This window comes from Micromonospora sp. NPDC023814, assembly GCF_040639595.1.
GTDB lineage: Bacteria > Actinomycetota > Actinomycetes > Mycobacteriales > Micromonosporaceae > Micromonospora.
In genome coordinates this window covers 1-12,582 of record NZ_JBFAAF010000124.1, presented here as the reverse complement: position 1 = coordinate 12,582, position 12,582 = coordinate 1, and the positions used below count along the sequence as shown (strand labels likewise).

Annotated in this window: 13 protein-coding genes; 5 read left to right on the top strand and 8 right to left on the bottom strand. The window is 72.3% G+C overall.

Features of this window, described 5'->3' with window-relative positions; translation table 11 throughout:
• From AB0G14_RS33620 to AB0G14_RS33605, 4 genes are all read right to left on the bottom strand, one after another.
• The coding region (locus AB0G14_RS33620) for a transposase (protein WP_357704494.1) at positions 1-260 on the bottom strand (260 nt) is incomplete at its 3' end.
• Between the two features lie 460 nt (positions 261-720).
• Complete coding sequence (locus AB0G14_RS33615) at positions 721-1,023, bottom strand: GNAT family N-acetyltransferase (protein WP_357704492.1); 303 nt, start codon at positions 1,021-1,023, stop codon at positions 721-723.
• Between the two features lie 75 nt (positions 1,024-1,098).
• Positions 1,099-2,682 carry a DHA2 family efflux MFS transporter permease subunit gene (locus AB0G14_RS33610; protein WP_357704489.1) on the bottom strand — a complete coding sequence of 528 codons (1,584 nt, stop codon included), beginning with the start codon at positions 2,680-2,682 and terminating at the stop codon, positions 1,099-1,101.
• 213 nt (positions 2,683-2,895) lie between these two features.
• Entirely contained in the window at positions 2,896-4,473 is a 1,578-nt protein-coding gene (locus AB0G14_RS33605) for a helix-turn-helix domain-containing protein (protein WP_357704487.1), read from the bottom strand.
• 132 nt (positions 4,474-4,605) lie between these two features.
• On the opposite strand from AB0G14_RS33605, the gene AB0G14_RS33600 reads away from it, so the two are divergent.
• Positions 4,606-5,868 carry an FAD-dependent oxidoreductase gene (locus tag AB0G14_RS33600; protein ID WP_357704485.1) on the top strand — a complete coding sequence of 421 codons (1,263 nt, stop codon included), beginning with the start codon at positions 4,606-4,608 and terminating at the stop codon, positions 5,866-5,868.
• A 117-nt stretch (positions 5,869-5,985) separates the two neighbouring features.
• On the top strand, positions 5,986-6,606 hold the full coding sequence (locus tag AB0G14_RS33595; protein ID WP_357704483.1) for a hypothetical protein: 621 nt from the start codon (positions 5,986-5,988) through the stop codon (positions 6,604-6,606).
• Between the two features lie 25 nt (positions 6,607-6,631).
• Here AB0G14_RS33595 and AB0G14_RS33590 read toward each other — a convergent pair whose 3' ends face one another.
• Positions 6,632-7,039, bottom strand: coding sequence for a TraR/DksA C4-type zinc finger protein (locus tag AB0G14_RS33590; RefSeq protein ID WP_357704481.1), 408 nt, complete (start codon positions 7,037-7,039; stop codon positions 6,632-6,634).
• A gap of 562 nt (positions 7,040-7,601) precedes the next feature.
• Here AB0G14_RS33590 and AB0G14_RS33585 point away from each other — a divergent pair.
• The 3 genes from AB0G14_RS33585 (at position 7,602) to AB0G14_RS33575 (ending at position 10,993) form a co-directional block, all read left to right on the top strand.
• The gene (locus AB0G14_RS33585; protein WP_357704479.1) at positions 7,602-9,425 is read left to right on the top strand and encodes an AMP-dependent synthetase/ligase; all 1,824 of its coding nucleotides are present in this window, start codon (positions 7,602-7,604) and stop codon (positions 9,423-9,425) included.
• Between the two features lie 116 nt (positions 9,426-9,541).
• Entirely contained in the window at positions 9,542-10,240 is a 699-nt protein-coding gene (locus tag AB0G14_RS33580) for a DUF998 domain-containing protein (protein ID WP_357704477.1), read from the top strand.
• A gap of 9 nt (positions 10,241-10,249) precedes the next feature.
• Positions 10,250-10,993 carry an N-acetyltransferase gene (locus AB0G14_RS33575; protein WP_357704475.1) on the top strand — a complete coding sequence of 248 codons (744 nt, stop codon included), beginning with the start codon at positions 10,250-10,252 and terminating at the stop codon, positions 10,991-10,993.
• Positions 10,994-11,166: 173 nt separating this feature from the next.
• Here the strand turns inward: AB0G14_RS33575 and AB0G14_RS33570 are convergent, their stop codons facing one another.
• The 3 genes from AB0G14_RS33570 to AB0G14_RS33560 form a co-directional block, all read right to left on the bottom strand.
• Positions 11,167-11,652, bottom strand: a complete 486-nt coding sequence (locus AB0G14_RS33570; protein WP_357704473.1) for an SRPBCC domain-containing protein — start codon at positions 11,650-11,652, stop codon at positions 11,167-11,169.
• Positions 11,653-11,655: 3 nt separating this feature from the next.
• A complete protein-coding gene (locus AB0G14_RS33565) occupies positions 11,656-11,997 on the bottom strand; it encodes a metalloregulator ArsR/SmtB family transcription factor (protein ID WP_357704471.1) in 342 nt (113 codons plus the stop codon).
• A gap of 130 nt (positions 11,998-12,127) precedes the next feature.
• Positions 12,128-12,582 (bottom strand): transposase (locus AB0G14_RS33560; RefSeq protein ID WP_357704469.1); only part of this gene is annotated, 455 nt, incomplete at its 5' end.

Below are 12,582 nucleotides of genomic sequence, written 5' to 3'. Positions count from 1 at the left end.
CACCGATTCGAGGGCCGCTGACCGGTGCGCCGGTCCGGCCCGACGCGCCGGGACATCTGCCGGGCGAGACGCCGCATCCGCTGGGCCGCCTCGTCGGAGTGCCGGGGGTGGGGCAGCATCTCGCCGGTGGACAACACCGCCAGGTGGGTGATCCCCACATCGACGCCGACCACCGCCTGCGGGCGCGTCGCGGTGGTGTGCTCGGCCCGCTCGACCTCGACGCAGAACGCGACATGCCACCGCCCGCCGTCACGGCGCACGGTCGCGGACAGGATCCGGGCCGTGCCCGCCCCGACCCGGCGGGCGAGCTTGGCGAGCAGTTGTTAAACCCCACGGCGCTTCGAGGCCGATGGCGACGGTCTCCGGTCGGGTGAAGTCGAATCCGCGCCAGCCGAATCCGCGCTCGCCGGTGGGCTCGTGAGCGGTCGCCGTGGCGGGCGGCCCGGCGGCGCTGACGCAGACGGCGAGGGCGATACCGGCGACAACGCTGCGTCTTCTCATGGCGTACCCCGGGGTCTTCGACACACGCCAGTTGATGCCGGCGTCGCCCGCCAGGGACAGGCGAGCGCGACACCACTGTCCTCGTCCCGCCGTCTCGGGACCGTCACCGCGACGCCCGCCACGGAGACGCCGCATGTGCGGCCGTCAGGCGACGCACCGGGAGGGACCCCAGCCCGCGGCGCGGTCTCGCTCGGCTGCCGGCGAGGCGACCCGGCCCGGCTATTTCATCTTGCGCGTCGACCTGGCCACGATGGCGTCGTACTCGGGGTGCTTCTCCAGCCATCCGCTGAGGAACGGGCAGATGGGCACCACTGTGCGGCCTCGGGCGCGGGCGTCGTCCATCACCGCACGGGCCAGGGTCGATCCCACTCCCTGACCCTCGAACTCCGGGTCGACCTCGGTGTGGGTGTAGGCGATGATGCTGCCGGTCAGCTGGTAGGTGACCACACCGGCCAGCGCTCCGGTCTCGTCCCGCGCCTCGAAACGCTCCCGCTCCGGCGCGTCTGTCACGGTGAACTGCACCCCGCCATCCAATCACGGAGCGGTCCACGGACCGGGCGGGGCCGCCGGGGTGTGCCCGACGGCCCGCCCGGCGCATCAGTGGAGCATGACGGGGACCTTCTCCAGCTCCCCCTGCTGGTCGTCGAGCAGGTGCGACGGCTCGCGCCGGCGGGGCAGGAACACGGCCGGGATGAACGTGGCCAGCACCAGCGCGAACCCGATCCAGAACGTGTTCGAGAACGCACCGGCGGCGAAGTCGAGGCCTCGGTCGATGAGCGACGGCTCGACGGGGAACTGCTGGGCCAGCTCCGGCTGCTGCTGGACGGCGGTGGCGAGGCCGGCTTCGGTGACCGGCTCGCCGCTCGGGTCGGTCACGCCGGGGATCGGTCGCGAGTTGTTCATCTCGTTGGTGAGGATCACCGACATCACCGCGGCGCCGACGGATCCGCCGATCTGCTGGAGGATGTTGACCAGCGTGGAACCGCGGGCGACCTCCTGGGCGTTCAGGGTCTTCAGCGCCGAGGTCATGATCGGCATCATGGTGCCGCCCATGCCGAGGCCCATGACGAACAGCGACCCGCAGAGCAACCAGTACGACGTGTCCGCGTCGAGCTGGGTGAAGGTGAAGAACCCGGCGGCGATGAGCACCAGCGCGAACGGCACGGTGCGACCGACGGGCACCCGGTCGGCCAGCATCCCGGCCACCGGCATCGTCATCATCGCGCCGATGCCCTGCGGCGCTATCAGCAGGCCGGCGGCCAGCGTCGACTCGCCGCGGACCAGCAGGAAGTAGCTCGGGAACAGAATGCCGGCGCCCATGAACGCGATGATGAACACGAACATGGTCACCGATGCGATGGTCAGGTTGCGGTTGGCGAACAGCCGCAGGTCGAGCAGGGGATGCCGGGGCTTGAACGAGTAGAGGACGAACGCGACGACGAGCAGGCCGCCGACCAGCATGGGCGCCCACACCTCGGGGTCGGCGAAGGTGCCGGCCTCGGGCAGCGTGGAGACGCCGTAGAGGAACAGGGCGAGGCCCGGCGAGAGCATCAGCATGCCGATGAAGTCGAACGACTCGGACGGCTCGGGGGCGTCCTTCGGCAGGGCCAGCGCGGCGTAGACGAGCGCGACGGCGCCGATCGGCAGGTTGATCAGGAAGATCCAGTGCCAGCTCGCCGTGTCGATCAACCAGCCGCCGAGGATCGGGCCTCCGATGGGCCCGAGCAGCATCGGGATGCCGAGGACAGCCATCAGCCGGCCGATCCGGTGGGGTCCGGCCGCCCGGGTCATGATCGTCATGCCGATCGGCATGAGCATGCCGCCACCGAGGCCCTGCAGCACGCGGTAGCCGATCAGCTGCCCGATCGTGTCGGCGGTGGCGCACAGCACGGACCCGATCGTGAACAGGGCCAGCGCGACCATGTAGAGGCGTTTGGTGCCGAACCGGTCGGCGGCCCAGCCGCTGAGCGGGATCACGGTGGCCAGCGCGAGCGTGTAGGCGGTCATCGTCCAGGCGACCTGGGCGTAGGTCGCGTCGAATTCGCGCTGGAAGGTCGGCAGGGCGACGCTGACGACCGTCACGTCCAGGATCGACATGATCGCGCCGAGGACGACGACCCCTGCCACCTTGAGCACTGAAGCGTCGAGCTTGTCCGAGGTCGCGATGGATTGCTGTGTCACAAAGTCTCCTGAATCCCCGTTGGGGCCAGCGGGAGCTGGCCAGGCGCCGATCCGGTGAGGCACGGCGCGCGCTGTCACGTGCGCAGCGATGTCCGCGGGCAGACTAACGACCGGCAGTGACATTCGGCTTCCGGATTTCCGGCTGTCGAGGCCGACGTCACTCCGCACAAGTCGCGCCGAAAGGCCCAGTCCGGGACGTTGAAAGCGGTCCCGCTACGCCGCAGGGCGGGGCGCGCCCGGCGCGGGACCCAGCGCCGCGAGTTGGATCTGCAACGCCAACCGTGTGCGCGGTGACTCGAGATCGACGGCGACGACCTCGGCGAGGCGGCGCATGCGGTACCGCAGCGTGTTGGGGTGCACGTGCAACTGCCGGGCGGCCCGCTTCGGGTCGCCCTGCTGCTCCAGCCAGGCCGCGATGGTGGCGACGTAGTCGGTGCCGTGCTGCCGATCGTGGGCGACGAGGTCGGGCAGCGGGCCGCCGACCAGCAGGTCGGCGCTCGGCACGGCGCGGACCACGCGGTGCACGACCACCTCCGCCCACTGGTCCTCGAACCGCAGCACCGGTCCCCGCTGCCGGGCCGGGCCGTGCAGCGCGAGCAGCTCCGCCGCCTCGGCCCGGGAGCGCGGCAGGTCCGTCAGGTTCCTGGCGACGCCGCCGGACGCGGCGTACAGCCCCGGGTCGTGCACGGCGATGTCGCGGATCAGCCGCTCCATCCAGCGCCGGGACCCGGGCGACTCGCCGCCGTCGACCAGGACGGCGAACAGGACGTCGCCGACGTCCGCGATCAGCGGTTGGCGCCACCCGTGGCGGCGGGTGATCGACTCCCACATGGCCAGGTTGTCCACCATCTCCCCCGTCCCGCCGTGCGCGCCGAGCCCGACGACCCGCCACGGGCCCTCGGGAAGCGCCAACTCCTCCCGGCCCATCCGGCCGGGCGCCCGCAGGGCGGCCCGCAGCCGGTCGGCCGACACCCGGCGCGCGACGTCGGCCTGCACCCGCAGGCGGAGCAGGTGCAGCGCCAGCACGGACGCCGCGCCCTGGAGATCGCGCAGCCGCGCGGCGGGGACCGGGCCCTCGACGACGGCCCAGATCGAGCCGAGCAGCTCGCCCCCGGCCCGGATCGGGATGATGAGCCGGGGCAGCGTCCCGTCGGGCCCCTGCGGCACGAAGATCAGCTCGCTGCCCGTCGCCAGCTTGCGGAAGACGCCACGGGACCGGAAGTGCGCGACCACGTTGCCGGGAGCGCGCCGCCCGACGATCGTCGAGACGCGCGCCGGGTCGGCGCGGTCCTGACGTGACGAGTACGCCAGCACCCGGGACTGGGCGTCCTCGATCGTCACCGGCGCGTCGACCACGGCGGCGGTCGCGTCGGCGAGGGCGAACAGTTCGTCGTACACCCCGGTCTCCCCGGTGTCGGCCGGGCCGGGCGCGACGGCCCGGTCGATCACCCCGCGCAGCAGCCAGACGAGCTGGGCCCACGAACCGTGGCTCTGCAGCTCGACCAGGGTCAGCCGCCGCTCGGCGGCGGCCGCCGTCACGGCGGGGTGCCCGGCCAGCGGAGGCTTGAGCACGAGGCCGGCTGCCCCCGCCTCGGCGTAGCGCGCGACGACGGCGAGCGCCTGGTCCGGGGTGCCGATGCCCGCACCGAGCACGAGGTCGCCGCTCTGGCCGCTCGTCGCGTCGTCGACCTCGGCGAGGGTCACGTCGCGGACCTCGGCCTCGTCGGCGGGTACGACGACCTTGAGCAACGCGGCGCCGACCGCGTCCACCACGCCAGCCACGGTGATCACGACCAAATTGTGCCTCGCCTTGTTCGCTCCGGCCAATCGTCGGGATGAGCCTTGGCCTGCCGGAACAATGACGTACCGGCGGGTCGGGGACAGGATGGGCGCGATCCCGGTCGCCCTGAAGGAGAGAAACGGATGCCCCCCATCGAGTCCGCCCCCGCCCCCCAACACGTCGCCGTCGTCGGCGCGGGGATGGTCGGGCTGGCCACCGCCTGGTTCCTGCAGGAACGGGGCGTCCAGGTCACCGTGCTCGACCGTACCGGCGTGGCGGCGGGCGCGTCGTGGGGCAACGCCGGCTGGCTCACCCCCGGCATCACCACTCCCCTGCCGGAGCCGGCGGTGCTGCGCTACGGCCTGCGCGCCGTCCTGAGCCCGTCGTCGCCGGTCTACGTGCCGCCGCGCGCCGACGCCCGGCTCCTGCGGTTCCTGACCGGCTTCGCCCGGCACAGCACCCCGTCGAAGTGGCGCACCGCGATGCGGGCCTTCATCCCGATGAACCGGCGCGCGTTGGAGTCGTTCGACGCGCTGGCGGCCGGCGGGGTCGGGGCGATGACGCACGAGGCGAAGTCGTTCATGGCCGCGTACCGGACCGAGGCCGAGCGGTCGGTCCTGCTGGACGAGCTGGCGCACATCCACTCCGCCGGCCAGGCGATCGAGTTCGACGTCCTGAGCGGGGCCGAGGCGCGCGAGGTGGAGCCGTCGCTGTCGGACAACGTCGGCGCCGCCATCCGCCTGCACGACCAGCGGTACATCAACCCCGGGCAGTACGTGCACGCGCTCGCCGACTCCGTCCGCGCCCGCGGCGCGTCGATCGTCGCCGGCGCCGACGTCACCGACATCCGCGACGAGGGCGCCGGCGTCCGGGTGATCACCACCGCCGGCACGGACGAGCGCTACGACGCGGTGGTGCTGGCGACCGGCACCTGGCTCGGTGAGCTGGGTCGGCGCTTCGGCGTCCGGACCGTCGTGCAGGCCGGCCGCGGGTACAGCTTCAGCGTCGCGATCGAGCACATGCCGGCCGGTCCGGTCTACTTCCCCGCGCAGCGCGTCGCCTGCACGCCCCTCGGGGACCGGCTGCGCGTCGCCGGGATGATGGAGTTCCGCAGCGCCGAGGCGCCGCTCGACCGTCGCCGCATCTCCGCCATCGCCGAGGCCGCGCGGCCGCTGCTGCGGGGCGCCGACCTCGACGCCCGCGCCGACGAGTGGGTGGGCGCGCGGCCCTGCACCCCCGACGGCCTGCCCCTGATCGGCCGGACCCGCTCGCCGCGCGTCTTCGCCGCCGGCGGCCACGGCATGTGGGGCATCACCCTCGGCCCGCTCACCGGCGAGCTGCTCGCCGAGCAGATCACCGGCGGTGGACAGCCCGTGGAGCTGCGCCCCTTCGACCCGCTGCGCTGACCGGCACCGCGCGGGGCCGGCCGGCTCGGCCCGACTCACCCCGGCGCAACGTCGACGGCCCGCCGACCAGGAACCACGGTCGGCGGGCCGCACCGCTTTCCGGTTAGCCTCGCGGTCGTGAGCTTCAGCGCCTACGCCCGCCGGGTTCGCGATCCGGCCCTGCCGCACCGGCGCCGGGTGTCGGCGCTGCGGTCCTGCGTGCAGCTGTACCGGCCGATCGGCTTCCACGCCACGCTCAGCTTCCTCGAGGAGCAGGCCGGGTCGTTCCAGCGGGACGAGGCCGCCCTGCTCCGCGCGCTCGACGCCCTCGTCGCGAGCAGGCTCGCCAGGCGGGCGGAGCTTCGCCGCTATGCCGCCGCGCGCAGCGCCGCCAAGCGCCGTGGCCGGCGCAGCCCCGGCCCGGACGAACCGAATCCGCACCACCTGCGCGGTTACTGGTACGGCGCGCCCGGGTCGGCGGCGCTGCACGCGCTCCGGTTCTGGCAACGCGAACGCCGCCCCGCCCTGCTGCCGTCCCTCGACCCGATCGAGGTGCGCGTGGACTCCTGCGTCAGCGCATGCCTGGCGGCGGGAGGGCCCTTGACGCCGGCTCAGCGGCAGCTCCTGGCCACCGCCGTCGACGCGCTCGACGAGCGCATCCGCCCCGAGGTGTGGCGCGACGATCCGGCGGCCTACTTCCGCGCGCGGGACCTGCTGCAGGTCACCCGGTTCGTGGAGATCGCGGCCGAGGCCGCGTAGGTCCCGCGCCGTCGGATCGTGTGGTCTACCGGCCGTGGACCCGGCGCCAGGACGGCGCTCCGGCCTTCGGCCACTTGCCTTCGAAAGGTACGCCGGCGGGGGCGGCGGTGTGTGTGCCGTGGGTGGCCTGCTGGTGGGATTCGGGCTGGCAGGTGGTGCAGTACCGGGCGGACGGCAGGTGCGCCAACTGCTCGATGGGGATGTCGCCGTGGCACCCTTCGCAGGTGCCGTAGTGGCCCTGTTCCAGGTAGTGCAGTGCCCGGGCGATGTCGCCCAGGGCCCGCCGGGTGGCGGCGGTCAACGCGGCGGCGGCCTCGACGCCGGCGCGCATCCGGCGGGCCTGCCGGTCCAGCAGCGCCAGCTGGGTGCTGTGCCGCTCGTACTGCTCCTCCAGGACGATCCGCAGTACGCCCAACTCGTCCTGCCTGCTCACGACGTACACGATCGGGGTTCCTTCCTGCTCGGGACGAAAAGAAAGGGCGGAGCGCTGATGCGCTCCGCCCGCCGGTGCCGGACCTGTGGATGTCGGCCGTGTGGCGGCGGGCGGCGCTGGCCGGGCGCCCGCCGGGTCGACGGCGCGACGGTGCCCCGGCGGACGCGGGCGACCACCGGCACGACGAGGTGACGCAGGGTCGGGTCGGCGACGAGGCGGGTCCGCGCGTTCGTCGACGGCGCCGCTGCCGCAGGGACCGGTCGCGAGTGCGCGGCAGCGGCCCGCAGCCCCGACGAGCGGGGCTGCCGCGACGGGCCGCAGACGATCACGGCGTCACCATAGACCGGCTGCCCGCGTATCGGCCACCACCTGCGGCGGCGGCCACAACGCCGGGCTGCGGGGACCGTCTGCGGGCGGGTGGCGGGCGGCCCTCGGCCGCCGGGCCGCTCGGCTATCACGCCGCGGAACCAGGTGGCCGGGTTTCGCCGTTCGCGCGACCGGACGCCGGCGCACGCCTCATCATCGAACTCTCAGCGACCTGACTGAGGGTAGGTGGGCGAGCGTGCGGGAGATGGCGGTTGCGCCGGTCGTCACCGACGTCGAGCGCGGCCTGGCCGAGGTGGTGTGGCACAACGCCGAACGCGATCCGGACCAGACGCAGTTCGTCCGACCGGATCCCGACCCCCGGTCCTGGCCGGCTGGCCGGTCCGGGCGTGGCGCGACGACCGTGACCTGCCGACAGTTCCGCGACGACGTGCAGGCGGTCGCCCGAGGTCTGGTGGCCACGGGCGTCCAGCCGGGCGACCGGGTGGCGCTGATGAGCCGCACCCGGTACGAGTGGACCCTGGTGGACTACGCGCTGTGGTCCGTCGGCGCGGTGACGGTTCCCGTCTACGACACGTCGAGCGCGGACCAGTTGGCCTGGATCCTCTCCGATTCGGGCGCGGTCGCCTGCGTGGTGGAGACGGCCGGGCACGCCGCGATGCTGGACGGTCTGCGCGACTCCCTGCCGGCGTTGGCGCACGCGTGGCAGATCGACGCGGGCGATCTGATCCGACTGGCCGGGGCCGGCCGCGCCGTCGACGTCGGGCAGGTGGAGGCCCGCCGTCGGCGCGTGTCGGCGGGCGACATCGCCACGATCGTGTACACCAGCGGCACGACCGGACGGCCGAAGGGTTGCGTCCTCACGCACGGCAACATCGCCCTGGACGTCGGCAACGCGACCGCGATCCTGCCGGAGGTGTTCCATCCCGCCGCGTCGACGGTGCTGTTCCTGCCCCTGGCCCACGCCTTCGCCCGGATGATCCAGGTCGGCGTCGTACGCACGCGCGCCACCATGGTGCACAGCGCGGACATCGGCGGCGTGCTGGACCAGCTCCGCCGGTACCGTCCGACGTTCGTCCTGGCCGTGCCGCGGGTGTTCGAGAAGATCTACGACCGGGCGAGACGGAAGGCGGCCGACGAGCACCGGGGCTGGCTGTTCACGGTCGCCGACCGGGTGGCGGTGCGGTACAGCCGCGCGCTGGACACCCGTGGCGGACCGGGGACCGTGCTGCGGCTGGCGCATCTGGTGTGCGACGTGCTGGCCTATCGCAAGCTGCGGGCGGCGCTGGGTGGACGCTGCCGGGTGGCGATCGTCGGCGGGGCACCGCTGGCGCAACGGCTCGCGCACTTCCTCCGCGGCGCCGGCCTCACGGTGCTCGAGGGGTACGGGCTGACCGAGACCTCGCCCGCCCTGACGGCCAACACGCCGGCGGCGATGCGGATCGGCACGGTGGGTCGTCCGCTGCCCGGAGTCGAGATCGCGATCGCCGAGGACGGGGAGATCCTGGCCCGGGGAGGGGTGGTCTTCCCCGGGTACTGGAACAACGCGGAGGCCACCCGCGAGACGTTCACCGACGGTTGGCTGCGTACCGGCGACCTCGGGGCACTCGACGAGGACGGCTACCTGCGGGTGACCGGGCGGAAGAAGGACATCATCGTCACGGCGTCCGGCAAGAACGTCGCCCCCGCCCCGTTCGAGGATCAGGTCCGCGCGGATCCGCTGGTCAGCCAGTGCGTGGTGATCGGCGACGGACGGCCCTACCTCGTCGCGCTGGTCACGATCGACCCGCAGGCGTGGCCGGGGTGGCGGGCCGCGCACGGTCGCGCCGACGCCTCGGTGTCGGACCTGCGGGATTCCCCGGCGCTGCGGGAGGCGGTCGGGCACGCGGTCGACCGGGCCAACCGCGCGGTGTCGCGGGCCGAGCAGATCAAGAAGTTCCGCGTCCTTCCCCGCGACCTCACCGAGGCCGACGGTGAACTCACCCCCACGTTGAAGGTGCGGCGAGCGGTGGTGCAGGAGCGCTACGCCGCCGACATCGACGCGCTCTACCGCGATCACTGACGCCCCTGCCGGGGACAGGCTGATTGACACGGAGCGTCGTAGGGATTCCACTGCTTGCAACAGCACTGCCGGCCCGGCTCCCCCGGCCGACACCGTTGCAGCAGTAGGGAGGCGTCATGTCCTCGCCCGTCAAGCCGCCGCAGGACGCCGTGACCCTCCGCCGTCTCCGCCTCGGGATCGGCACGGTCGGCATCGCACTGCCGATCGCGCTGACGGTCGGCAACGCGCTGCTCACCGGCAGGTTCGCCCTGCTCGACTCGATCAGCGCCTTCTACCACACCGACATGCGAGACGTCTTCGTCGGTGGAATGTGCGCCATCGGCGTCTTCCTCGTCTGCTACCGCTATCGGAAGGTGGACGACGTCCTCAGCTCGATCGCCGGCGTGCTGGCGATCGCGGTAGCGGTGTTCCCTGCCGCGACGGGTGCGCCGAGGGGAACGCTCACGCCCACCGACGTCACGATCGGGCGGCTGCACCAAGTCTCGGCCGCGGCCCTGTTCGTGCTGCTGGCCGTCTTCTGTATCTTCCTGTTCCCCCAGACCGGCTCGACGGTCCCCCCGACACGGCGGACGCGGGCCCGCAACGGCATCTATTACGCCTGCGGCAGCATCATCATCGGCGCCATCGCGCTCGCTGTGGCGAGCAACGCGCTGCCCGACTCCGTCCGCGACACGCTCAAGCCGCTGTTCTGGTGCGAGGCGGTGGCGGTGCTCGCCTTCGGTACCGCGTGGCTCGTCAAGGGCGAAGCGATGTTCCGCGACTCACAACCGCCCCCTGCCGAATCCGAGGTGCGCCGCACGGTCCCGACCCTCTAGGGTTCCGCCGTGGCTTTGGAGATCGTGTCCCTGGCGGACCGCCCGGACCTGGCACCGCTGCTCGACGACGACTTCGACGGGGCATGGCCGCCGTTCATGCTCTGGGATCCGATGGGTGCCGTGTACTACGGCGTCGCCCACGACCTGTATCCCGAGTTCGTGTTCGTCGCCGTCGACTCCGCCGAGCCCGGACGCGCCGTCGCGCGGGCGTACGCCGTGCCGCTGCGCTGGACGGAGGCGGAGCTGCCCGACGGCGGCTGGGACCGGGTGATCCAGCGTGCCACCATCAACCGCCTCACCGGCGCCACCCCGAACATCGTCTCGGCCCTGGAGATCTGCATCCGGCCGGACCGGCGGGGCACCGGCCTGTCGGCCCTGATGCTCGCCGCCATGCGGGAGGCCGTGACGAAGCGGGGCTACGACACGCTGGTCGCGCCGGTCCGCCCGAGCGGCAAGCACGCCGAGCCCGACCTGCCGATGACGGAGTACGCGGCGCAGGTCCGCGAGGACGGCCTGCCGGTCGACCCGTGGCTGCGGGTGCACGTCCAGGCCGGTGGGCGCGTCGAACGCGTCGCTCCCCGGTCGATGACGATCACCGGGACGCTGGCCGACTGGCGCCGCTGGACGGGCCTGCCGTTCGACACCAGCGGACCCGTCCACGTGCCGGGAGCCCTCGTGCCCGTGCACTGCGACGTGGCGCACGACCACGCCGTCTACGTCGAGCCCAACGTCTGGGTCCGGCACCGCCTGTAGGCCGCCGCGCACGGCTTCACACCGGTCCGGCCGGCCGATGAATGCGGCGCGTTGCCATCGCCACCGCCACCAGCGGAAACGCATCGGTGCAGCGGGCGGTTGGGTGACCGAACAGGCTGCGCCGCCGACCGTCGTCGGGAGACCGGGGCCATCGCGGCCCCGGTCTCCCGCGATCAGGAGACGACCAAGTCGTCGATCTGGTTGATCGCAGAGCTGGTTCCTTCCACGACGCCCATGTCCAGCACCTGCTGCAGCGCCTCGGCGGAGGCGTACCTGCTCACGTAGGTCGCGCGGGTGCCGCCGTTGTGCTCGGTGAAGGTGTAGGCGTTCTTGGAGACCGGCAGTTCCGGCCTCGGGTTGAAGTCCAGGTCGGCGAAGCCGTCGTCGAAGGAGAAGCTCCTCGGCTCGTCCACGGTGGCGACCAGCCAGTATCCGGCGTGCTTGTCGCCCTCCGGGCCGGTCATGTAGTAGGTCACGCGACCGCCAGGCGTGAGGTCGTGGTCGACCACCGTCGCCGGGTAGGTCGGCGGTCCCCACACCTTCTCCAGTTGGCGAGGGTCGGCGTAGACCTGCCAGATCCGCTCTACCGACGCGGCGAAGTCCGCGGTGATGGTCAGGGTCAGGTTGTCGAGGTCGTGCTGGACGTCGGTCACGGGCATGGTTCAGTCCTCCTGATCGGGGTCGGATGCGATGAGTACGTCGATGCGTGCGATGCGGCCACGCCAAACCTGTTCGAGCTCGGTGAGCATGGAAGCCACCGACCGCACTGCCTCCACGTCACCGCTGGCCAACTGCTCGCGACCACTGCGTCGCTTGGTCAGCAGACCAGCCTTCTCCAGCACGGCGACGTGCTTCTGCACCGCGGCGAAGCTCATGTCGTACTTCGCCGCGAGCGCGGAGACGGAGTGTTCCCCGGCCAGCACGCGGCGCAGGATGTCGCGCCGGGTGCGGTCTGCGAGCGCGTGGAACAAGGCGTCCGCGCGGTCGTCGCTCTCCTCGGTCACGGGTCAAACATACAACCGATCGGTTGCATGTTGTCAAGGTGTGGCCTAATACCACGATCGGGCCGATCGGAGCGACCCGCGCACCAAAGCCTCTCACCGAGAACTGTCCGCGCGGCGGAGCGCGGTGCGGTCACCCCCAGCGGCGGACCAACCGAGGCCTTACACCGGCTCCACAGGCAGACACCGCCAGTCCGACGGTCAGGATGTTGCGTGCCGCGTTGACGTCGCGGTCGTGGGTGGTGCCGCACCGGCACGTCCACACCCGCACGTTCAGCGGCATGTCCCGCGTGACGGCTCGACAGGTCGAGCACGTCTTGGACGACGGGTACCAGCGGTCGATCACCACCAGGTCCCGGCCGCACCAGGCGCACTTGTAGGTGAGCAGTTCGCGGAACTGCCGCCAGGCCGCGTCACTGATGGCACGCGCCAGACAATGGTTCTTGACCATGTTGCGCACGGTCAGGTCCTCGATCACGAGCGTTGTCGCGCACCCCTGTCTGCCAGGCTGAGATGAGGCAGCCTCCCCGGTGAAGCTAGGCTTGCTGGGAGACAGGAAGAGGATCATCGTGACACTGCCCAACACGC

Excerpts from the sequence above, each read along its gene's own strand:
- AB0G14_RS33580 (WP_357704477.1), top strand. The coding sequence starts at position 9,542 with ATGTCCTCGCCCGTCAAGCCGCCGCAGGACGCCGTGACCCTCCGCCGT.
- AB0G14_RS33600 (WP_357704485.1), top strand. The coding sequence starts at position 4,606 with ATGCCCCCCATCGAGTCCGCCCCCGCCCCCCAACACGTCGCCGTCGTC.
- AB0G14_RS33570 (WP_357704473.1), bottom strand. The coding sequence starts at position 11,652 with ATGCCCGTGACCGACGTCCAGCACGACCTCGACAACCTGACCCTGACC.